This window comes from Gemella parahaemolysans, assembly GCF_053758945.1.
Genome location: NZ_JBSMTP010000012.1, coordinates 13,235 through 35,311, shown reverse-complemented (window position 1 = coordinate 35,311; position 22,077 = coordinate 13,235). Strand labels below are relative to the sequence as shown.

Here is a 22,077-nt window from a genome sequence, read left to right as displayed (position 1 = left end):
TAAAGGAGACAGAAACAATGAGAGAAATCACAGATAAAGAATTTTTTGAACTATCAAAAACTGATAGCGTAAAAGTATTTGACTTTTGGGCACCATGGTGTGGTCCATGTAAAATGTTAGCACCAGTATTAGAAGAAGTTTCAAACGAATTTACTAATATTGAATTCTATAAAGTCAATGTAGATGAAAACCAAGAAGCTGCTGGTGAATTTGGAATTATGTCAATTCCTACGCTATTAATCATGAAAAATGGTGAAGTACTAGAAGAAAAAACTGGATACCAACCAAAAGAAGCATTAGTAGAATTACTATCTAAATTCTAATAAAAAATTAAGCTACAAAATTGATTTTTCGTAGCTTTTTTAATAGAGATAAACAAGGAATAGCTTGTAATTAAGTCATTCCTTGTTTTTATTTGATTAATAATTTTTTAAATATTGATCGATTTCCCAGTCTGTAACTTGAGTTCTGAATGAATCCCATTCGATTGATTTTGCTTCTATAAAGTTATAGAAGATGTGATCTCCTAATGCTTCTTTCATAATAGGAGACGCTGCTAATTCTTTAAGTGCAGTGTATAGAGTTGATGGTAATTCATCGATACCATTTGCGATTCTTTCTTCGCGAGTCATGACATAAATATTACTTCTAACTTCAGCAGCTGGAACTAGTTTATTTTCAATTCCGTCTAAACCTGCTGCTAAGATTGTTGTCATTGCTAAGTACGGATTTGCAGCTGGGTCTACTGATCTAACTTCTACACGTGTAGACTTACCACGTGCAGCAGGAATACGAACAAGAGGTGAACGGTTTGAAGTTGACCATGCAACATAACAAGGTGCTTCATAACCAGGAACTAGACGTTTATATGAGTTTACGGTTGGATTACAAACGGCTGTGAAACTACGAGCGTGTTTAAGAACTCCTGCGATGAAGTGTGATGCTACTTCACTTAATCCATTTTCGCTGTTTTCATCATAAAAGCTGTTTTCACCGTTACTGAACATAGAAACGTTACAGTGCATTCCAGATCCATTAATACCAAAAATTGGTTTTGGCATGAATGTTGCGTGTAAACCGTGTTTTCTAGCAATAGTTTTTACAATTAATTTAAATGTTTGAATATTATCACAAGCTGAAATTACATCATCATACTTGAAGTCGATTTCGTGTTGACCTGGAGCAACTTCGTGGTGACTTGCTTCAATATCAAATCCTAGGCGTTCAAGTTCAAGAACGATGTCACGGCGTACGTTTTCTCCTAAATCAACAGGAGCAAGATCGAAATAACCACCATTATCATTTAATTCTAAACTTGGTTCACCATTTTCTTTTAGTCTAAATAAGAAAAACTCTGGTTCTGGTCCAAGGTTTAAAGTATCAAAACCTAATTTTTTCATTCTTTCAAGTGTTCTTTTTAAATTACCACGAGGATCACCAGCAAAAGGTTTTCCATCTACAGTATAAACGTCACAGATGAAACGAGCTACTTTACCGTATTCACTATCCCATGAAAAAACTAAGAATGTATTTAAATCAGGGTAAAGATACATGTCACTTTCTTCAATTCGTACAAAACCTTCAATTGATGAACCGTCAAACATCATTTTATTATCTAATACTTTTTCAATTTGACTAACAGGTACTTCTACATTTTTAATTGTTCCAGTAATGTCAGTAAACTGTAATCGAATATACTTAACGTTTTCATCTTCAATTCTTTTAATTATTTCTTCTCTAGTAATAGTTTTAGTCATGTTGTCTCCTTATTTTGTAGAAAATTATTGTAAAAAAATCTAACACTAAAATTTATTCTTTTTATTGTTATAAAATCTAGATAAATCACCACGTCCAATTGAGCGTTCTCTAGGTAAACCATTTGGTCCTGCGAATATATCGTTATGGATAATCTGTCTAATTTGGGTTGTTTCAGCAGGTACTTCTTTTTCATTAATAATCTCATCAATAGCTTTTAGATTAAATCCTTTTGTTAGTAAGTCTTTAATAGTTAACAATTTATCGATATCATTAAAAGAAAAAAGTCTTGTATTACCTTCAGTACGTTTTGGAGTGAAGAGTTTTTTTTCTTCATAGTATCTTATTTGTCTTGCAGTAAGCTGAGTAATTTTTGTTACTACACTTATGGAAAAAACTGGAAGATTTTTTTGTAATTCTTTAAACCCCATAATAGTACCTCTCTAATAAGATTTTGTGAAATAAATATTTTATATCTATATAGTATAATAACAAAAAAAATTAACAAAATAAAGTGTATGTTATAAAATCTTACATAGAAATTTTTATGTAAATATATTCTGAAATAATGCTAGTAATTTTTTTATAATTAAATATGAAAGTGTGTTTAAAATTTCACTAAATCATGATAAAATAAAACTATATAAATAAAGAAAGGATGATAGTATGGCGATAGTTTTATCTGTTATTGTTTTTGTTATTACTTTTATACTATTATTAGCTTCATATATAGTTTTAGTTGCCAATAATAAGATAAAAAGAAGACGTATGAATAAGGTATTGAAATTGATAGCTGCATATAGTTTGGTTTCTGCATTAGTATATTGCTATCAGTATTTATACCTATAGTAAATATATATATTAACAATTAAATATTAGTTTGGATGTGAAAATTTTGAAAAAAGATTCCTTGTTTAAAGGGACAGCAATACTTAGCTTAAGTTTAATTTTGACAAAAGTTCTAGGAGCGGTATATTTGATTCCTTTTTATCAAATTATAGGTGGAGAGGAACAAATGGCTTTGTTTAACTATGGATACAGTTATTATGCAACGCTTTTAGAAATTTCAGCAGCTGGTACTCCACTAGCAATTGCTAAATTAGTAGCAAAATATAATGCTCTAGGAGCATATAGTATCAGTAGAAGAATTTATAGGTTAGGGTCTTGGTTATTGGTTTTAATGGGAATAGTAGGATTCTGTATTCTATTCTTTGGCTCGGGACTTATATCGGAACAAATACTTATAAGTAATCAACAAAAATTTACTCCACAGGAAGGTGCTTTAGTATTAAAAAGTTTAAGCTTTGGGATCCCTTTAGTGCTAGTATCAGCAGGTATTAGAGGATTATTTCAGGGGCATGAGATAATGTTACCTTCCGCATTGAGTCAATTTATTGAACAAGTTGCACGTATTGCATTTATGTTAGGTGCTACTTATTTTATTATGAGAGTATTAGGTTATGGAGTAGTCGAAGGAAATGTTAGTGCTACATTTGCGGCAACAGTAGGTGCTATCTTTTCTTTAATTACACTCTTCTTTTTTTATACTAAGTATAGAAAAAAATTAGATTTTAATATCGAAGAAGATGAGGGAGAATTTAATATTTCAACAGGTAAATTGATAAAAGAATTTTTTTCTGTTTCAATTCCGTTTATTTTTATAGTTGGATTATTTCCAATCTTAAATATAATTGATCAACATAACTTTATCCACGGAATGACGAAAATAGGAAAAGCGAGTGTAGTTGATGGTAGATTTTCAGCATTACAATTGGTTAATAAAGTTGTAATGATTGCTGTAGCTATAGCACCAGCATTTTCTAGTACATTTTTACCTTCGATAACTAGATTGTATGCGAAGGGAAATAGAGCAAGTGTTAGTAGTCAAATTAATAAAGTTATTTTATCTCTTATGTTGATAGTGCTACCTGCTCTTGTTGGAATGTATGTCTTAGCAGATCCTATCTACTCGGCATTCTATAGTAGAAGTATAGAAAATGCTAATCTTTTAAGATTTTATTTACCATTAGCAGTATTATATTCAATATATAGTTTAACTAGTATAATAATGCAAGCAGTAAATAGACAGCTATTAAATTTTGTAACTATTATAGTAGGGCTCGCTATAAAGTATTTAACTATTACTCCTTTTGTAATTAAATTTGAAACGAATGGTGTAATTTTATCTTCTATTTCAACTTTTGTAGCAATGATAATTATTAACTTAATAATAATTAATACAGAGGTAAGACTTAAGATTTTTGAATTTTTTACTAGATTATTAATAATCTTAAGTAGCTGTTTTATAATGTTTATTACGATTTCTGCAATATATGAATCAATATTAACTAATTTTGTTATTGAATCGAAAATTTCTAGCGTAATACTAATTATGATTTGTGCAGCTTTTGGTATTCTTACATATTTCTTAAGTATAACAATGATGAAATTTGATAAATATTTATTTGGAAGAAAAATTAGACTTTCATCATTGAAAAATCTAAGGAGAAGGGTATAGTGAGACTAGATAGATTTATTAGTACAACTACGGTATTAAGTAGGGCAGAAGCGAAAAAAAGAATAAAAAAAGGAATATTAATTAATAATGTTTTAGTAAAAAGTCCTGATTATAAGGTTGATGAATTTAATGATCAGGTGATTATTGATGGAGTTAGGTTGGTTTATCAAAAATTTATTTATATAATGATGAATAAACCTAAAGATACAGTGTCTGCAACAGAAGATGCGATAGAGAAAACAGTTGTAGACATTTTAAATGAAGAAGATCGCATTCAGAAAGTTTTTCCGGTAGGTAGACTTGATAAGGATACTGAGGGACTTATGTTATTGACTAATGATGGTGACTTAGCTCACAGACTAATTTCTCCAAAAAAAAATGTTGAAAAGAAATACTATGTAGAGGTAAATGGAGAACTAAAAAATGAACATCTGGAAGTTGTAAAAAAAGGTGTGATTTTAGAGGATGGATATAGATGTAAACCTGCTCGTTTAGAAATATTAGATAGCAGTGAATCTAGTAGTAAAGCAAATATATATATTACAGAGGGGAAATTTCATCAAGTTAAAAGAATGATGAAATCACTTGGTGTGACAGTAACATATTTAAAGAGATTATCTATAGGTAATTTAAGTTTAGACAAAAATTTAAAATTAGGTGAATATAGATATTTAACAGATGAGGAATTAAATAAATTAAATAATTAACGGAGGGATTTATTATGAATATAGATTTTAAACAAGAGGTTTTAAATCATAAGGAGGATTTACTTAAAGATTTATTTGAGTTGTTAAGTGTACGTTCTATTTTAGGGACTGATATCACTGAAGAAACGCCATTTGGTAGTGGACCAAGAGAAGCACTAGACCTAATACTGTCTTTTGGAGAACGTGATGGTTATAAAACTAAATTAGTAGAAAATAAAGCAGGACATATAGAAGTAGGTCAAGGTGAAGAATTGTTTGGTATTCTTGGTCATGTTGATGTAGTACCAGTAGTAGAAGCTGACTGGACTAGTCATCCATTTAAACCAGAAATAAGAGATGGTAAAATATTTGCTCGTGGATCATTAGATGATAAAGGACCTACAATGGCAGCTTATTACGCTGTTAAACTTTTAGATAAACTAGGTGTAAAATGGAATAAACGAGTAAGGGTGATTGTTGGAAGTGATGAGGAAACTGGATTTAGATGTGTTGAAGCATACTTTAAACACGAAGAACAACCAGCTTCTGGATTTACGCCAGATGCAATGTTCCCATTAGTGTATGCTGAAAAAGCAAGAGCAACTTTTGATCATAAACTGAAGTTTGTTAGTGAAGATGGAGAGTATAATTATAAACTTGTTAAATTTAATGGTGGTCAAGTTTTAAATATGGTTATTGCCAGTGCAAAAGCTGAATTAGAAGGTGAAGTAGCAGATATTAAAGAAAAATTTGAACAATTCTTAGAACAAGAAAAACTTGAAGGTGAAGTTGAGGGAGAAAATACAATTAAGCTTACACTTAAAGGAAAAGCAGCACACGGATCAACACCACAATATGGTATAAATGCTGCAACAAAATTAGCAGAATTTTTAAGTACATTAGGATTAGATAATAATGGTAAAAATTTTGTAGAATATATAGTAGAAAAGCTAGCTAATGATCCATTTGGTAAAAAATTAGGAATTGATTATTCTGATAATGAAATGGGAGAAGCTACGTATAACTATGGTATTCTAGATTATGATTTAGGGAAAAAAGTTGGTGTAGTTTCAACAGATTGTCGTCATCCTAAGAAATTTGATTTAGTAGATAGATTAAAAGGAGTTAAGGAAGATAATATTAATATTGAAGTTACAAGTACTAAAGAAGCTCACTATGTACCAAAAGATGATGAATTAGTAACTACATTAATGGATGTTTATAGAAAACATACAGGGGATACTAAAAATGACGCATTTGTATTAGGTGGAGGAACATATGCACGCTGTCTTAAAAAAGGTGTTGCATTTGGATTACTTTTCCCTGGTAAAGAAGATACAATGCACCAAGCAAATGAATATTTAGAAGTAGAAGATTTATTATTAGCAACTGCAATTTATGCTGAGGGAATTTATAAACTTTGCTGTGAATAATAAATTTTATAAAAATATTTATTAGATATAATGTTTCTTTTATAATAAATAAGGTAATAAGCAATCTCAAAGATATTAATGTTGATTCATATATATATAAATTATAATATCTTTGAGATTTTTAATTTTAGTTTTAAAATAGTATCTTGAAAAAAATGGTTAAAGAATGTAAAATATATAGTGCATTATAATTTTTAAAAAGAGATTGAAGAAAGGAGCAGTATAAAATATGTCTAAAGAATATTATCAGATGGGCTGGACTTTAGATGATACATATAACGAAGATTATTTTTGTTCGAGAGATAATCAACGTTACTTTATTAAAAAAAATACTACTCCGATGATAGCAACTCTTTCTGCAGAAGGTATTGTACCTAGATTAAGATGGACTAAGCGTATTAGTAATGGAGATGTATTAATCGCACAAGATTTTGAAAATGGTAGAACGTTAAATACAGAAGATATGACGGATAAACGTATACCTGAAATTTTGAAAAAAGTTCACGGATCATCAAAATTAAAAAAAATTATGAAGGCTCAAGGCTATGCTGAAGAAACAGCAGCTAGATCACTTTGTAATTTAAAATCTATTATTGCTGATGATCTTAGAAAAAATAGTAATATTGTGGATGCATTAAATTATTTAGAGAAGTGTTTGCCAGATGATGATGTAGAATACACACCTTGTCATACAGATTTACATAAAGATAACTGGTTACTTTCAGATCAAGGTAAACTATTCTTAGTAGATTGGGAGCATTCTATTCTATGTGATCCAGCTATCGATATTTCATTTGTATTATATCGATACATACCGCAAAGTGAATGGAATGAATGGCTAAAAATTTATGGGCAAGAGCCAACAATAAAGTATAGAAATAGACTAAAATGGTATATAACTTTACAATCTGTCATAATGATAGTTTGGTATCACGAGAAGAAACAATTAACGGAAATGAACTCGTGGCTAGTTTTTTTAAATAGTATTTTTAACGATTTTATATAAGCATTAAGTAGGAAAATCCTAATTAATGCTTTTATTTTTTTTATAATCGTTGTAAAATAGAAATAGTTCACAATATATTTTTATAGAAGAAATTGATATTTGAATATATTATAATAAATGAATTAATGGAGAGATGGAATGAGTATAAAACAATATAAATTATATCTAATAGACCTAGATGGTACAATTTACAACGGAGAGAAGAAGATAAAATATGCTAAGGAATTTGTTGATTATTTAAATGAAAATAATATAGACTATTTATTTTTAACTAATAATTCAACAAGGCAACCTAAAGATGTAGCAGAACATTTAAAGAAATTTGATATTGAGACATCAGAAGAACATGTATTTACATCAAGTGATGCTACTAAAATTTATCTTGAAGGTAAAGGATATAAAAATTTATATGTAATCGGTGAAGCGGGGCTTAAGAATACTTTAAATTCATTCGCTCAAAGAGAAAATGAGGAAGATATTGATGCAGTTGTAGTTGGTCTTGATAGACAACTTACTTATGATAAACTTGCAACTGCTGCAAAAGCTGTATTGAATGGGGCGGAACTGATTGGTACCAATCCAGACACATTGTTACCAACAGCAAATGGATTCGTACCAAGTAACGGGGGACAAGTAAAGTATCTAGAGTATGCAACTTCGACACAAGCTACATTTATTGGTAAGCCTAGCAAAATTATTATGGAAAGTGCTATGAATTTATTTAGTTATAGCAAAGATGAAATTGTTATGGTAGGAGACAATTATGATACAGATATTATGTCTGGTATTAATGGTGGTATAGATACCATTCACGTTCAAACTGGTGTTACAAGCTTAGAAGATTTACAAAACAAAGAGCATAAACCAACTTATTCTATTAAAAATTTATTCGAGTTAGTTAAATAAAAGGAGAAATCATGATTATTAAAACAGAAGAACAATTACAAAAAATGAAAGAAATAGGATTCATCTGTGCTACCATTCGAGATGAAATGGTAAAAAAAGCAGTACCGGGTGTTTCTACAAAAGACTTAGATAATATAGCAAAAGAATTATTTGAAAAATATGGTGCAAAATCAGCGCCAATTACAGAGTATGATTTTCCAGGATATACATGTATTTCATTAAATTATCAAGCTGCACACGGAATTCCATCTAGTACTAAGATATTAAAAGATGGTGATTTACTTAATATAGATGTATCTGGATGCAAAGATGGATATTATGCAGATACTGGAATTTCTTTTGTTGTAGGTAAAGTAGATGATCCAATGAAAGAAAAAGTATGTGAAGTAGCTAAAGAAGCGTTTTATGAAGGAATTAAACATGCTTTAGCAGGAAGAAAAATTAACCAAATTGGTAAACATGTTCATAAAAAAATAAAAGAACATAAATTAGAAGTAATCGAAAACTTAACGGGTCACGGGATTGGAACTTCATTACACCAAGAACCACAGCATGTGTTTAATTATTTTGATCCGTGGGATAATTTAATCTTAAAAGATGGTATGTGTTTAGCAGTGGAACCTTTCGTATCTACTAAAGCAAAAACTGTAGGGAATTCAGATAGAGATGAGTGGGAATTAGTTGCAAATGATGGTTCTTATATTGCTCAATATGAACATACAATTGTTGTTAGAGAAAATGCTGAACCATTAATATTGACTAAAATTGATTAATTTTTAATGGAAAAAGTTGACAAGTTAATAAAAATGTTTTAAGATACTACTTATTATAAAATTATGGAGAGAAGAAAATGGCAGAAAATTTAGTAATAGTCGAATCTCCTTCTAAGGCAAAAACTATTGAAAAATATCTAGGGAAAAAATATAGAGTAATATCTTCAAAAGGTCATGTAAGAGACCTTCCTAAAAGTAGAATGGGAGTAGAAGTACTAGATAATGGAAATGTAGATGTTGATTATATTTCTATAAGAGGGAAGGGCGATGTAATTAAGTCTTTAAAAAAAGAAGCCAAAGGGAAAAAAGTATTCCTAGCATCCGATCCCGATAGAGAAGGAGAGGCAATAGCTTGGCATATTGCACATATTTTAGGATTAGATAATAATTCTGATAACAGAATTGTTTTTAATGAAATAACAAAAGATGCGGTAAAAGATGCAATAAAGCATCCACGTAAGATAAATACTGATTTAGTTCAGTCACAACAAGCTAGAAGAATATTAGATCGTTTAGTTGGGTATAATATTTCTCCTGTACTTTGGAAAAAAGTAAAACCAAAGCTATCTGCAGGAAGAGTGCAAAATGCAGCTCTAAAGCTAATTGTTGATAGGGAAGAAGAAATTCAAAAATTTGTTCCTCAAGAATATTGGTCTATGCCAATTGATTTTATAAAAAATAGAAAAGTCTTAACGGCTAATTTCTATTCTTATAAAGGTGAAAAACTTAAACTTGAAAGTAAAAAAGATGTAGATAATATAAGAAAAGCAATAGTAGGTGATACATTTAAAGTTACTAATGTAGCAAAAACTAATAAGAATAGAAATGCACCGAATGTTTATATCACTTCTACAATGCAACAAGATGCTTCAAGAAAGATTAACTTTAAAACACGTAAAACTATGAGTGTTGCTCAAGAATTGTATGAAGGTATTAACCTTAAAAAGTTAGGTGGAGTTACTGGTTTAATTACATACATGAGAACGGACTCTACAAGGGTTTCTGATGAAGCGGTTAAAATGGCTAGTGATTATATACTAAATAATTTTGGTAAAGAATATCTAGCATCAGCAGTTAAAGCTAGAAAATCAAGCAAGAATGTTCAAGATGCTCATGAAGGAATTAGACCTACAAATGTTAATTTTACGCCTGATAGTATTAAAGAATACTTATCAAATGATCAATACAAGTTATATAAACTGATATGGGAAAGATTCTTAGCTAGTCGAATGAGTGCTGCAGTTTATGAAACAAGTACAACAACATTTGAAAATAATAAAGTTGTCTATAGAGGAGCACATTCTAAGTTGCTGTTTAATGGATTCTTAGCTGTATTGAAGGAAAAAGAAAAAGTAAAACTTGCACCAGAATTTGAAGTTGGAGAAGATGCAAAAGTTAAAGAAATTAAAGAAGAACAGCATTTTACTCAACCGCCTGCACGATATTCTGAAGCTAAACTGATAGCTGAACTTGAAGAATTAGGAGTAGGGCGTCCTTCAACTTATGCTACAATTGTTGATACTTTACAAAAGAGATATTATGCAAAATTACAAAATAAAGTATTTACACCAACTGAATTAGGAACATTAGTTAGTAAGATAACAGAACAATATTTCCCTGATATAATAAACACTAAGTTTACAGCTAATCTTGAGAGTCAATTAGATGATATAGCAGAAGGTAAAGTAGGATGGGAAAAAACTATATATAACTTCTATAGTAATTTTAGAAAAGATGTTGAAAAAGCAGAAACGGAAATGGAAAAAGTGGAGATTAAACAAGAATTTACTGGAGAAAGCTGTCCAGAATGTTCTTCACCACTTGTATTTAAGTTAGGTAAATTCGGTAAGTTTATTGCTTGTTCTAATTTCCCTGACTGTAGATATACTAATACTATCCAAAAAAAGGTTGGAGTAACATGTCCAAAATGTAAGAAACATGAGATTTTAGAGAAGAAATCTAAAAAAGGGAAGTTATTCTACGGTTGTGAAGGATTCCCAGAATGTGATTTTGTTTCATGGGATAAACCCATAAATAGAAATTGTCCGAAATGTACAAATATCTTATATGAAGGAAAAAAAGGTGTACAATGTGCGCATTGTGACTATAAAGAAGAAATAAAAAAATAGGAAAAAACAAAAGGATTTGATAACTGTTCTCAATTATCAAATCCTTTTATTTTAAAGTATATATATATTTATTATAGAAAATTAATTGTTTAAAAATGATTGTATTATTGATATGTTAGAATTGTAAACGAAATATTTTCATCTATAACTCTCTTTAATTGTCAGAAAATTTAAAACATTTATCCAACAAAAAAGGTAATATTTTTTAATAATATATTGACAAATATTAATAAATATATTATTGTATATAACATATTTAAAAAAATAAAAAAATTTGGAGGAGATGACATGTTAAAATTTTTAAAGAAAAATCCATACGTTTCAATCGGACTTATGTTATTTGCACTATTTTTTGGAGCCGGTAATTTAATTTTCCCAGCATTCTTAGGACAAAACGCTGGAACAAACTTATCTACAGCGATGATTGGATTTATTATTATGGGAGTGGGATTACCACTATTAGGAGTTATAGTAATGGGGTATTCAGGAGCGGAAGACCTATTAGACTTATCAAGTAGAGCAGGGAAAGTATTCGGTGTCACTTTTACGACTTTACTATACTTAACAATTGGACCTTTCTTTGCGATTCCTAGAACAGGAACTACTACTTACGAATTAGGATTATCAAGTTTTGTTGCGCCAGAACACACTGTAGTTGCACAAGCAGTATTTTTAGCTTTCTTTATGGGATTAACATTATGGTTAGCTATCAGCCCTAATAAATTAGTAGATAGAATTGGGACTGTAATTACACCTGTTTTATTACTATCAATGATTGTTTTAATCATTGCATCACTAGTTAAACCTATGGGTGTAGCACAAGAACCTACAAAAACATACCAAACTACTACATTAGCATTTACAAATGGACTAATGGAAGGTTATAACACAATGGATGCATTAGCTTCATTAGTATTTGGTATTATCGTAATTAATTCTGTTAAGCTTTACGGAGCAAAAACAAAGAAAGAAGTTTTTAACAATTCAGCTAAATCAGCAATAATTGCAGCAGTATTATTAGCATTAGTATATGTATTTATTTCTAATATCGGATCTACTTCAGTATCTGTTTTAGGATTACAAAAAACTGGGGCTGGAGTATTGACTGGTGCTACAACATACTACTTTGGTAATGTTGGTAAATTATTACTATTTGTTATCGTATTTTTAGCTTGTTTAACGACGAGTGTTGGACTAGTAACAGCGTGTGCTTCATACTTTGTAAGACTTTATGACAAAGTAAGTTACAAAACATATGTTATTGCTTTAACAGTATTCTCATTTGCAGTAGGTAACTACGGATTAGCAGCAATCATCCAAGGAGCAGTTCCAGTATTAGTCTTACTTTATCCATTAACAATGGTAATTATCTTACTTGGATTTTTAAATAACTTCTTTGGTGGGAAAAAAGTTGTTTATATTTGTACTGTTTTATTCACTGGATTATTCAGTTTATATGCTACAGTAACTTCAACATTTAAACTTGCTGTTCCAGCTATTGATAATTTATTATCAAAAGTTAAATTCTTGCCAGTACCAGCAGATTTTGCTTGGTTAAACTTTGCACTTGTTGGTTTTGTACTGGGAGTTATATTAACATTTTTTGTTAAAGAAAATAAATAATAATTAAGGTGATGGGAGAAATATCTTCTATCATCTTTTATTTTTTGATTATTGTTTTGACAATAAGTTAAAGCAATGGTATTATAAGATATAATCTAATATTTTAGAAATGGAAAATAAATGTAAAGAACATTAAACTAATGTTATTTTTTATAGGAGAAATAATGGTTTTAGAATTTAAAGAATATAAAAAAAAGTTAAAAAAAGATACTATATTAGAGCTTGATTTCAAAGTTGAGACAGGAGAAATATTAACGATTATCAATAATAATCCTTCTAACTTAGAATTATTAAAAGAGTCTTTTAGACAAAGAACTAAATTTAAAGGTGAAATTTTATTTGATGGTGAAAATATTAATAAACAGAAATTATTATTTTCGAAAGATTTTGGTTTCTATAATGATTTATCACTATTAAAAAATATAAAAAATGCCTTATCTTTATTTAATATTAAAGTTTCAGATGATGAATTAGTTGGAGATATAGAGTTTTTAAACTTAGTTTCTTCTACTAAATACAAAGATTTACTTCCAAATGAAGTAATAAAATTTCATATTTTGTTTTCAATTTTGGTTGATCAAAATATTTTGATTATTGATAACACAGAGGAACATTTAACTGTAATCGATAAAGAAGAAATAAGTGAATTAATTCTTGAAAAATCAAATAATGCTAATGTTATTATTTTAGATACAATGCTTAACAGCTATAACAGTATTGCGGATAAAGTATTAGTCATTACTGATGGGATAAAGTCATATTTTGGAAATTTAGAAGATTTATTAATTTTAAAACAATTGACAGCAATCAATGTTTCTAGTCAAGAAAATCTAGATATTGCACTAGAAGGATATCAATATACGCTTTATCATGATAATGAGATAGTGGTTAGAGAAGAAGTTCTTGAAGAAGTAGTTTATGCTTTATTGAAAAATAATATGGAAGTATTTCAAATTCGTAATTTAGGAGAAAAAATTAAATTATATGAGGGAGAGGCTGATTTGTAATGTTATTAGCGGTAGAATTTGGAAAGTTATTTCGACGAAAATTCAATTATTTATTTTTAATTATTTTAGCATTAATTAATTTAGCATTAGTGTATAAGCTAGATACATTAGCTACATATTACGATATGTCAATCTTAAATATTATATTTAATATAATATTTAAGATTAATCTAGTGTTAGTAGTTTTTGTTATGGGAATAAATTATATATTTTCATATAGAGAAGATTATATTTCAAAAGTTAACGTACTTTTAGAAATAAGAAAAAAGAAAATAGTGCGTGATATATTTTCTATTTTAGCAAATTTAATTTATTTTTTAGTTTATTATGCTATAGTAATGTCATGTTTCATAGGTATTATTTTTTTACGTAAGAAAAATATCTTTGAAGAATTAAAAGCTTTAGCGCAAAATGTTAATACTACAGGTGCTTATGCTGTAATGTTAGTTTTATTACTGTTGTTTGCTAATCTTATATTTTTATTAGCATTAACACTATTTAATAATACGAACTTAGCAATATCTTTTTCGCTTTTATATTTTATTGGTGGAGAAGTGATTGCAAATATGCTAAAAACTAGATTTACTATTCCGGCAGAAAGAGTAGATAACAGTGTATTAACTATCTTTACGAAATCATTTAATCTATTAAATCAAAATATTACATTTAATCTAGGTAGTTTTTTACCACTAGTGTTAAACATGATAGGACTGATGATTGTTATAGTTATTGTTAGATTGATGAAAAAAATAATAGGATAGAAGGAGATAATAATGGATACACAGATATTAATTCAATATGTAATAGTATTATTAAGTTTAGTGCTATTGGAAGGCTTACTATCAGCTGATAATGCTATTGTACTAGCAGTTATGGTTAGACATTTGCCGCCTAAAGAACAAAAACATGCACTGATGTATGGTCTAGCAGGAGCATTGATATTTAGAATCATTGCAATATTTTTAATTACAATCTTGGCACAGTATTGGGAAATTCAAGTTCTAGGAGGATTATACTTATTATATATGGCAGGTGTCCATATTAAAGAGTTTTTTGATAAACGCAAAGAAGGAAATGGAAGTGAAGAAATAGCGGAGCCGAAGAAACAGAGTGGTTTTTGGGCAACAGTGATTAAAGTTGAGTTAACTGATATAGCTTTTGCTATCGATTCAATTTTAGCTGCTGTAGCGATTGCCATAACTCTACCACATATTTCCGAAACGTCAATTGGAGGTATCAACCTTGGTCAGTTTTCAGTAATGGTAATAGGTGGATTTATTGGTGTAATCATTATGCGTTATGCTGCTAATATATTCATCAAAGTTTTAGAAACTAAACCTGGTTTAGAAATTGCAGCTTTTCTAATTGTAGGCTGGGTCGGTATTAAGTTATTTGTTATAGCTGCTGCTCATGAAAAATTAGGGCTTATTCCACATGAATTTCCACATTCGACACTTTGGACTGTTATTTTCTGGGTAGTATTACTTGGATTATTAGTTTGGGGAATATTAGTTTCAAAAAGATTTGAAAATAAATAGTTAATTAGAAGAGATGATATGTATATATCGTCTCTTTTTAGTATTTGTATGTTTCTTATTTTCATATACACAAATTGATATCTATGATATAATTTAAAATTATATATTAAAATACAAGGAGGATAAAAATGGCATTTGATGGTTTCTTTATAAGAAAAATGGTAAAAGAATTAGAAGAGAATATTTTACAAGGACGTATAAATAAAGTAAATAATCTATCTACTGATGAATTTGTCTTTTCAGTTAGAAAAGGAAAAAATTTGAAATTGTTTTTATCTGCAAATCCAAGTGCGTCTAGAATACAGTTAACGAATAATAGTTTTGAAAATCCTTCAACACCTTCAAATTTTTGTTCAGTACTTAGAAAATATTTAACAGGTGGAATAATATTAGAAATTAATCAGATTAATAATGATCGAATAGTGATTTTTAAAATAAAAAACTTTGATGATTTAGGTTATGAAAAGTATTACTATCTAATTTCAGAATTAATGGGAAAACACTCAAATATAATATTAACTAATGAAGACAATATAATCTTAGAGTCTTTGAAGAATAGCTACAGTCTTGAGTATAAGAGATCTACTATATCTAATATGGAATATACTCTTCCTCCAACAGTTGAAAAAATTAATCCCTTTGACTTTAATCGCTATAATGATATTGAGTTTTCTGTTGATGACAAGAAATTCTTAATGAAAAGTTTCTACGGTGTTTCAGCGCTACTGAATAATTACTTTGAAAAAAATTCGGAAGAAGATTTGAAAAATTCTTTTATGAATTTTTGTAAAGAATTTGACAATTATGACAAGCCTTCCTTACTTGAAGAAAATGGTAAGAAAGATTTTTACTTTTTTGATGTAAAGGAATATAGTAAAGAATTCGAATCATTGTCACAATTACTTGATTATTATTATATGGACATTGCGAGAGAGTCTATTAATAAGAACACTGATAGAAAACTTTTTAATTTTATTAATTCTAAAATCAATAGATTAACTAAAAAAATAGATATACTGGAAGATGAACTTGAGCAGGCTAATAGTAGAGATGATTATAAGTTAAAAGGACAGTTATTGATTTCTAATATCTATATGTTTAAAAAAGAAATTCCTGAAACTGTGACGTTACAAAATTTTTATAGTGAAAATTTATCGGATATAGAAATAGAGTTAGATTCGAACCTGACAATTGAGAAAAACTCTGAGAAGTACTTTAATTTATATAAAAAAAATAAACGAACTATTGAGAATTTGATTGAACAAATAGAGATTGCAAAACAGGATTTAGGATATTTTGAAACTATTAAATTCCAAATTGAAAATGCAGATAAAACTGATATAGCAGAAATTAAAGAAGAATTGACTGCTAATGGAATATTAAAAGAAAAGATTAAGGTAAATAAGAAAAAGAATAAGAGTAACTATTTTGTAATTAATCATAATGGTACTGCCATTTATGTTGGAAAAAATAATCTTCAAAATGATGCTATTACTAATAAATTAGCAAGACGAGATTACCTATGGTTTCATGCTAAAGATATTCCTGGCAGTCATGTGGTAATCTTTGATAGTAATCCTAGTGAAGAGACAATAGAAGTTGCATCAATGTTAGCTGCTTATTATTCGAAGCTTAAAAATGAAGAGTATGTTAATGTTGATAGAACGTTAATTAAAAATGTAAAAAAAATACCTGGTGCTAAACCGGGATTAGTAACTTATACCGGACAAAAAACAGTTAGACAAAAAATTGATAAAGATCTTATAGGAGAACTTTTAATAAAATAAAACAATTAAATAGTGAAGGAAGGTGAACATATGAATGATAAATTAGACGTAAAAACAGCTATAAAAGACACCTTACCGACAGTTTTTGGGTACATAGGTATAGGGTTAGCCTTTGGAATTATTGCGAGCTCAGTGGGGATTAATCCTTTCTTTGTTGGGGCAATGTCGTTATTTATATATGCAGGAGGAGCTCAATTTGTAACTGTAAGTATGCTTTCAAGTGGCTTTCCTATACTCTCAATTGTCTTGGCAACTTTTTTAATTAATTCAAGAATGATATTAATGAGTATGGCAACATCTCCGTTTTTTAAACGATATAGTGTATTCAAGAATATTATTATTGGTACTTTTTTAACTGATGAGAGTTTTGCTTTAGGAATGAACAAACAAAACTATACTAATGGAAGGCTAACTTATGAATGGTTTAACGCCGCTAATCTAGTATCGTATATCACATGGGTTGTTTCTTCTGTTGCGGGTGCATTATTAGGTGGAATAGTTAAGGATCCTAAGGCACTAGGCTTAGATTTTGCTCTTGTAGCAATGTTTATAGGATTGTTATATTTACAAGTTATTTCAGATTTTACTATTAAGAAAAAAGTACAATTTCTAGTAATTGTTGTTGTATTCTTCTTAGTATACTTTGGAATGATTGTTATCCCGAGCAATGTATTGATTATAGTAGTTACCTTAATAGGATGTGCGATAGGAGTGGTGTTGAAAAATGTTATCTACTAACTATATTATTTTAACAATATTAGGATGTACAATTGTAACTTGGTTATCTAGGGTACTCCCATTTGTATTATTGAAGAAATTTGACTTACCTAAAGCTATAATAGAGTATCTAAGTTTTGTGCCGATTGTAATAATGTCAGCTTTATGGTTTGATAGCCTATTTATTCAAAAGATTGGGGAGTTTCCTCAGATTAATTATGAAAATCTATTTGCCTCTTTACCAACGGTAATAAGTGCAATTATTTCAAAAAGTCTCTTGGTAATAGTTGTAGTGGGAATATTATCTCTAGCAATTATTAGACTTGTATTCTAAAAATATTAGTTATCTTCTTCGAGCAAAAAATTGAGAATTTTAAGAAAATATTACCAAATTAATTTACAACTTAAATATACATGTTTATAGTTTAAATTTTTTCCGATTTATGGTATTATATAAGGATAATAAAACATAACAGAAGGATACGAAAAATGGAGAAAGGATTATTAATAGTTCTTTCAGGACCTTCAGGAGTAGGTAAAGGTACTGTTAGAAAAAGAATTTTTGAAAGTAATGATGTTGACTTCGAATATTCAATTTCAATGACATCAAGAGGTATTAGGCCCGGTGAAGTGGACGGGGTTGATTATTTCTTTAAAACAAAAGAAGAATTTGAATCTTTAATTCAACAAGGAGAGCTATTAGAGTATGCTCAATATGTCGACAATTATTACGGAACTCCCGTTAAATATGTAAGGGAGACGATGGAAAAAGGAAAAGATATATTTTTAGAGATTGAAGTACAAGGTGCAGGACAAGTAAAAAGTAAAATTCCAGATGCTTTATTTATATTTTTAGCACCACCTAGTATTGGTGACCTTAAAGAAAGACTAAAAGGTCGTGGAACTGAAAGTGATGAAGTAATAGAATCACGTATAGCTAAGGCTAAAAAAGAAATTAATATGATGCACTTATATGATTATGTCGTAGAAAATGATGAAGTAGATAAAGCTGTAGAAAGAATTAAAGCAATCATACTTAGTGAGCATTTAAAACGTGAGCGTATAGAGATGAAATATAGAAGAGCGTTATTAGAATTAGAAGAAATGTAGGAGAAAAAAATGTTATATCCAAAATTAGACGTATTAAAATCAAAAGTAAATTCAAAATATATGCTAGTATCATTAGCAAGTAAAAGAGCAAGAGAATTATTTGCAAATCCTGAAACAAGCAAACTAGACAAATACACTTCTCACAAAGAAGTTGGTAAAGCATTAGAAGAAATTGCTGAAGGTAAAATTTCTGTATTAGAAAAATAGTTTAAATTATTGTTTACAAAATAGTATTTTTAGTGTAAAGTAATATAAGTGTTTTTCTTTGAGTGATCGCGGCAGTAATGCTGAGGAAAGTCCATACTCACACAGGCTGAGATGCTTGTAGTGTTCAACGCTAAACGAAAAAATAAGTTTAGGCACCTTATGGTGACGGCAGAAAATATGACCTAAGTAGTTTTCTATATGGTTATATGTCTTGAAAGTGCCACAGTGACGGAGTTCTTATAGAAATATAAGAAGTGGAACGCGGTAAACCCCTTGAGTGAGCAATTCAAATTTTGGTAGAAGCACTTATTCCGCAGAAATGAATGTAGGAATAGGAAATATGTATATATTTAGACAGATGATCACAGCTATTTTTACGAGAGTAAACTAGTCTCGTTTGAGTAAGATAGATACAGAATATGGCTTATGATAAGAAAAACAACTAGTTCTAGGGGCTCTTAGGAGCCCCTTTTTTTAAGGAGGAAGAAATGAATTTTAATTTAGTAGCAACAACCCCGATGGGAATTGAAGCAATTGTAGCTAAAGAAGTGCAAGAATTAGGTTATGAAACAAAAGTAGAAAACGGGAGAGTATATTATTCAGGAGATAAGAGAGCGATAGTACGTTCTAATCTGTGGTTAAGATGTGCAGATAGGGTTAAAATCGTAGTTGCACAATTTCCTGCGTATACTTTCGAAGAACTTTTTGAAAAAACTAAAGAAATAGAATGGGATAAATATCTTCCAGTAGATGCCAAATTCCCTGTAGATGGACGAAGTCATAAATCTACACTATTTAGTGTTTCTGACTGTCAGTCAATTGTTAAAAAAGCTATTGTTGAAAAAATGAAGAAAAGTTATGGTATAACAGGATGGTTAACTGAGACAGGTGCTAGATATAGATTAGAGATTATTATGTTAAATGATATTGCAACTATTCTATTAGATACTTCTGGCGATGGTCTTCATAAGCGTGGATATCGAGCTAAACAGGGTACAGCACCATTAAAAGAAACATTAGCAGCAGCAATGGTAAAATTGACAAATTGGAAAGGTGAAACACCTCTATACGATTTATTCTGTGGTTCAGGAACATTATTAATAGAAGCAGCAATGGCAGCACAAAATATGGCACCTGGAATCAATAGAAGTTTTGATTTCGAAAAATGGCCTTGGATGCCTAAAAGCCTTGTAGATGAAGAAAGAAATAAGGCTGAGGATTTAATAGACTATGATAAAGAATTGGAGTTATATGGATCAGATATCGATCCGAAAATGATAGCAACAGCGGAGAATAATGCTGAAGAAATAGGATTAGCAGGAGTTATTAAGTTTAAACAGATGTCAGTTTTCGACTTTGTAGCGAAGAAGGAAACAGGGTGTGTTATTGCCAACCCACCGTATGGAGAACGATTAGGTGAGAAAAAAGAAGTAGAGGCTATGTATAAGTTCTTAGGAACGGAATTAAAAAATAAAAAACATTGGTCACTATACTTACTAACTTCTCATAAAATGTTTGAACATTTATATGGAAAAAAGGCTACAAAAAGAAGAAAATTATTTAATGGTTCTATTGAATGTACCTATTATCAATACTGGGGAGAAAAGTTAAGATAATATTTGACAATTATAAAAATATATCATAAAATAAGGATGTAAGTAGAGTTATATATAAAGAAAAGAGGTTGAGTTTATGCATTTAACAAAAAGTACTGAACAAGCAATCTGTATAATGGTGATGTTATATCTTCAAGATAGACATGTTTTCTTAAATTCAAAAGAGATAAGTCAACGTTTAAATATATCTCCAACGTATCTGAAAAAAATTATGAGAAAATTAGTTGTCAATGATTTAGTAAAAGCTAATACTGGAATTGGCGGAGGTTATAAATATAAATCAAATAAAAAAGTTACTTTATATGATATATATGTTGCACTAAATGGTGAAGTTGAAATTTTTGCATTAAAAACAGATTATGTGTCTAGAATTTTTGAAGGTGCTTTAGCTGTAGATAAACGTTATAGTAAATATTTGAAAAAAGTAAATACTGTAAATAAGGCGATTAAATCTTCATTAGAAGAGATTACAATTGAAAATTTAGTTGAAGATATCCTAGAGGAGAATGCTAAGATACGACTAGATTGGAATAATTGGGAAGACGAATTTGAAAGAGTAAATGTCTTTTTCAAAGGATAAGAAAAACGGTTATGAATTTTCATAACCGTTTTTTGTTTTTTATAAAGCGCTAGAAAATGCTTCGATAAATTTATCAATATTTTCAAAATCTTCATCAGTGTCTGCTTCGATTTCAATTTTAAGGTTTTCCGTCGGATTAGTTGCACCAGTTTTAGCGATTTGTTCATCAAATTGATCAACGCAAACACAATATTCATCATAAATAGTGTCTCCAGTACCGATTACACCGTAGATTTTTCCTTCATAATTTTTATCTGCAAGAGCTTCAAAAAATTCTTCCATTTCTTCTGGTAGTTCACCTTCGCCGTATGTATAACTCGCAACGATAAAGGCATCTGCATCGTCAAGGAAATCGAAATCTTCCATATCTTCGATAAATAATTTTTCTATCTCTAAACCTTTTTCTTCTTCGAATTTTTCAATCATTAAATCAGATAACATTTCAGTATTACCTGTTAAACTTGCATAAACTAATTTAATATTCAAAAAAATCCCTCCGTTCTATTAGTGTATAAATGATAACTATTTCTTATTATAACGTATTAGAAAAATTTAGTAAACAAAAAAATTTCAGAATATTTTTTTCAGGCAAAACTATTGAAAAATTCTGAAAATTGTAGTTTAATTAAAATATCATTTACATTTCGGAGGTATAATATGGAAAAAGGTCTTAATCTTTTCCATTC

The 22,077-nt window shown here is 29.3% G+C and carries 23 protein-coding genes and 1 other RNA gene; 21 read left to right on the top strand and 3 right to left on the bottom strand.

Annotated elements, in window-relative coordinates; all coding sequences use genetic code 11:
• The first annotated feature begins 17 nt into the window (after nucleotides 1-17).
• Entirely contained in the window at nucleotides 18-323 is a 306-nt protein-coding gene (gene trxA / locus ACWOBP_RS07125; RefSeq protein WP_455338097.1) for a thioredoxin, read from the top strand.
• Between the two features lie 96 nt (nucleotides 324-419).
• On the opposite strand, the gene glnA is transcribed toward trxA, so the two are convergent.
• The gene (gene glnA, locus ACWOBP_RS07120) at nucleotides 420-1,757 is read right to left on the bottom strand and encodes a type I glutamate--ammonia ligase (RefSeq protein WP_455338096.1); all 1,338 of its coding nucleotides are present in this window, start codon (nucleotides 1,755-1,757) and stop codon (nucleotides 420-422) included.
• A gap of 45 nt (nucleotides 1,758-1,802) precedes the next feature.
• The gene (locus ACWOBP_RS07115) at nucleotides 1,803-2,186 is read right to left on the bottom strand and encodes a MerR family transcriptional regulator (RefSeq protein WP_455338095.1); all 384 of its coding nucleotides are present in this window, start codon (nucleotides 2,184-2,186) and stop codon (nucleotides 1,803-1,805) included.
• A gap of 235 nt (nucleotides 2,187-2,421) precedes the next feature.
• Here ACWOBP_RS07115 and ACWOBP_RS07110 point away from each other — a divergent pair, with 235 nt between their 5' ends.
• From ACWOBP_RS07110 to ACWOBP_RS07015, 20 genes are all read left to right on the top strand, one after another.
• Complete coding sequence (locus ACWOBP_RS07110; protein ID WP_455338094.1) at nucleotides 2,422-2,604, top strand: hypothetical protein; 183 nt, start codon at nucleotides 2,422-2,424, stop codon at nucleotides 2,602-2,604.
• A 37-nt stretch (nucleotides 2,605-2,641) separates the two neighbouring features.
• Nucleotides 2,642-4,273 (top strand): putative polysaccharide biosynthesis protein, encoded by a 1,632-nt coding sequence (locus tag ACWOBP_RS07105; RefSeq protein WP_455338093.1) that lies wholly within the window; start codon nucleotides 2,642-2,644, stop codon nucleotides 4,271-4,273.
• Nucleotides 4,273-4,980, top strand: coding sequence for a pseudouridine synthase (locus ACWOBP_RS07100; RefSeq protein WP_455338092.1), 708 nt, complete (start codon nucleotides 4,273-4,275; stop codon nucleotides 4,978-4,980). The genes ACWOBP_RS07105 and ACWOBP_RS07100 overlap by 1 nt, the downstream gene beginning before the upstream one ends.
• 14 nt (nucleotides 4,981-4,994) lie before the next feature.
• Nucleotides 4,995-6,392 carry a dipeptidase PepV gene (gene pepV, locus ACWOBP_RS07095; protein ID WP_455338091.1) on the top strand — a complete coding sequence of 466 codons (1,398 nt, stop codon included), beginning with the start codon at nucleotides 4,995-4,997 and terminating at the stop codon, nucleotides 6,390-6,392.
• 229 nt (nucleotides 6,393-6,621) lie between these two features.
• The gene (locus ACWOBP_RS07090) at nucleotides 6,622-7,398 is read left to right on the top strand and encodes a phosphotransferase family protein (protein ID WP_455338090.1); all 777 of its coding nucleotides are present in this window, start codon (nucleotides 6,622-6,624) and stop codon (nucleotides 7,396-7,398) included.
• Nucleotides 7,399-7,536: 138 nt separating this feature from the next.
• Entirely contained in the window at nucleotides 7,537-8,304 is a 768-nt protein-coding gene (locus ACWOBP_RS07085) for a TIGR01457 family HAD-type hydrolase (protein ID WP_455338089.1), read from the top strand.
• A gap of 11 nt (nucleotides 8,305-8,315) precedes the next feature.
• Nucleotides 8,316-9,077 carry a type I methionyl aminopeptidase gene (gene map / locus ACWOBP_RS07080; RefSeq protein ID WP_455338088.1) on the top strand — a complete coding sequence of 254 codons (762 nt, stop codon included), beginning with the start codon at nucleotides 8,316-8,318 and terminating at the stop codon, nucleotides 9,075-9,077.
• 77 nt (nucleotides 9,078-9,154) lie between these two features.
• Nucleotides 9,155-11,206, top strand: coding sequence for a type I DNA topoisomerase (topA, locus tag ACWOBP_RS07075; protein ID WP_455338087.1), 2,052 nt, complete (start codon nucleotides 9,155-9,157; stop codon nucleotides 11,204-11,206).
• Nucleotides 11,207-11,494: 288 nt separating this feature from the next.
• Nucleotides 11,495-12,829: a branched-chain amino acid transport system II carrier protein gene (gene brnQ, locus ACWOBP_RS07070; RefSeq protein WP_455338086.1), complete on the top strand. Its 1,335-nt coding sequence runs from the start codon at nucleotides 11,495-11,497 to the stop codon at nucleotides 12,827-12,829.
• Between the two features lie 164 nt (nucleotides 12,830-12,993).
• Entirely contained in the window at nucleotides 12,994-13,836 is an 843-nt protein-coding gene (locus ACWOBP_RS07065) for an ABC transporter ATP-binding protein (RefSeq protein WP_455338085.1), read from the top strand.
• On the top strand, nucleotides 13,836-14,597 hold the full coding sequence (locus ACWOBP_RS07060) for an iron ABC transporter permease (RefSeq protein WP_455338084.1): 762 nt from the start codon (nucleotides 13,836-13,838) through the stop codon (nucleotides 14,595-14,597). The genes ACWOBP_RS07065 and ACWOBP_RS07060 overlap by 1 nt, the downstream gene beginning before the upstream one ends.
• Before the next feature lie 12 nt (nucleotides 14,598-14,609).
• Entirely contained in the window at nucleotides 14,610-15,374 is a 765-nt protein-coding gene (locus ACWOBP_RS07055) for a TerC family protein (RefSeq protein WP_455338083.1), read from the top strand.
• A 128-nt stretch (nucleotides 15,375-15,502) separates the two neighbouring features.
• Nucleotides 15,503-17,161, top strand: a complete 1,659-nt coding sequence (locus ACWOBP_RS07050) for an Rqc2 family fibronectin-binding protein (RefSeq protein WP_455338082.1) — start codon at nucleotides 15,503-15,505, stop codon at nucleotides 17,159-17,161.
• Nucleotides 17,162-17,191: 30 nt separating this feature from the next.
• Entirely contained in the window at nucleotides 17,192-17,899 is a 708-nt protein-coding gene (locus tag ACWOBP_RS07045; protein WP_455338081.1) for an AzlC family ABC transporter permease, read from the top strand.
• Nucleotides 17,886-18,212, top strand: coding sequence for an AzlD domain-containing protein (locus ACWOBP_RS07040; RefSeq protein ID WP_455338080.1), 327 nt, complete (start codon nucleotides 17,886-17,888; stop codon nucleotides 18,210-18,212). The genes ACWOBP_RS07045 and ACWOBP_RS07040 overlap by 14 nt, the downstream gene beginning before the upstream one ends.
• Nucleotides 18,213-18,367: 155 nt before the next feature.
• Complete coding sequence (gene gmk, locus ACWOBP_RS07035) at nucleotides 18,368-18,988, top strand: guanylate kinase (protein ID WP_455338079.1); 621 nt, start codon at nucleotides 18,368-18,370, stop codon at nucleotides 18,986-18,988.
• Between the two features lie 9 nt (nucleotides 18,989-18,997).
• Nucleotides 18,998-19,195, top strand: a complete 198-nt coding sequence (gene rpoZ / locus ACWOBP_RS07030; protein ID WP_004264469.1) for a DNA-directed RNA polymerase subunit omega — start codon at nucleotides 18,998-19,000, stop codon at nucleotides 19,193-19,195.
• Between the two features lie 54 nt (nucleotides 19,196-19,249).
• Nucleotides 19,250-19,627: RNase P RNA component class B (gene rnpB, locus ACWOBP_RS07025), an RNA gene on the top strand.
• Nucleotides 19,628-19,683: 56 nt separating this feature from the next.
• Complete coding sequence (locus ACWOBP_RS07020) at nucleotides 19,684-20,811, top strand: THUMP domain-containing class I SAM-dependent RNA methyltransferase (protein WP_455338078.1); 1,128 nt, start codon at nucleotides 19,684-19,686, stop codon at nucleotides 20,809-20,811.
• Nucleotides 20,812-20,887: 76 nt separating this feature from the next.
• Nucleotides 20,888-21,391, top strand: a complete 504-nt coding sequence (locus ACWOBP_RS07015; protein ID WP_455338077.1) for an RrF2 family transcriptional regulator — start codon at nucleotides 20,888-20,890, stop codon at nucleotides 21,389-21,391.
• Between the two features lie 39 nt (nucleotides 21,392-21,430).
• Here ACWOBP_RS07015 and ACWOBP_RS07010 read toward each other — a convergent pair whose 3' ends face one another.
• The gene (locus ACWOBP_RS07010; RefSeq protein WP_204644400.1) at nucleotides 21,431-21,877 is read right to left on the bottom strand and encodes a flavodoxin; all 447 of its coding nucleotides are present in this window, start codon (nucleotides 21,875-21,877) and stop codon (nucleotides 21,431-21,433) included.
• Nucleotides 21,878-22,077 lie beyond the last annotated feature (200 nt).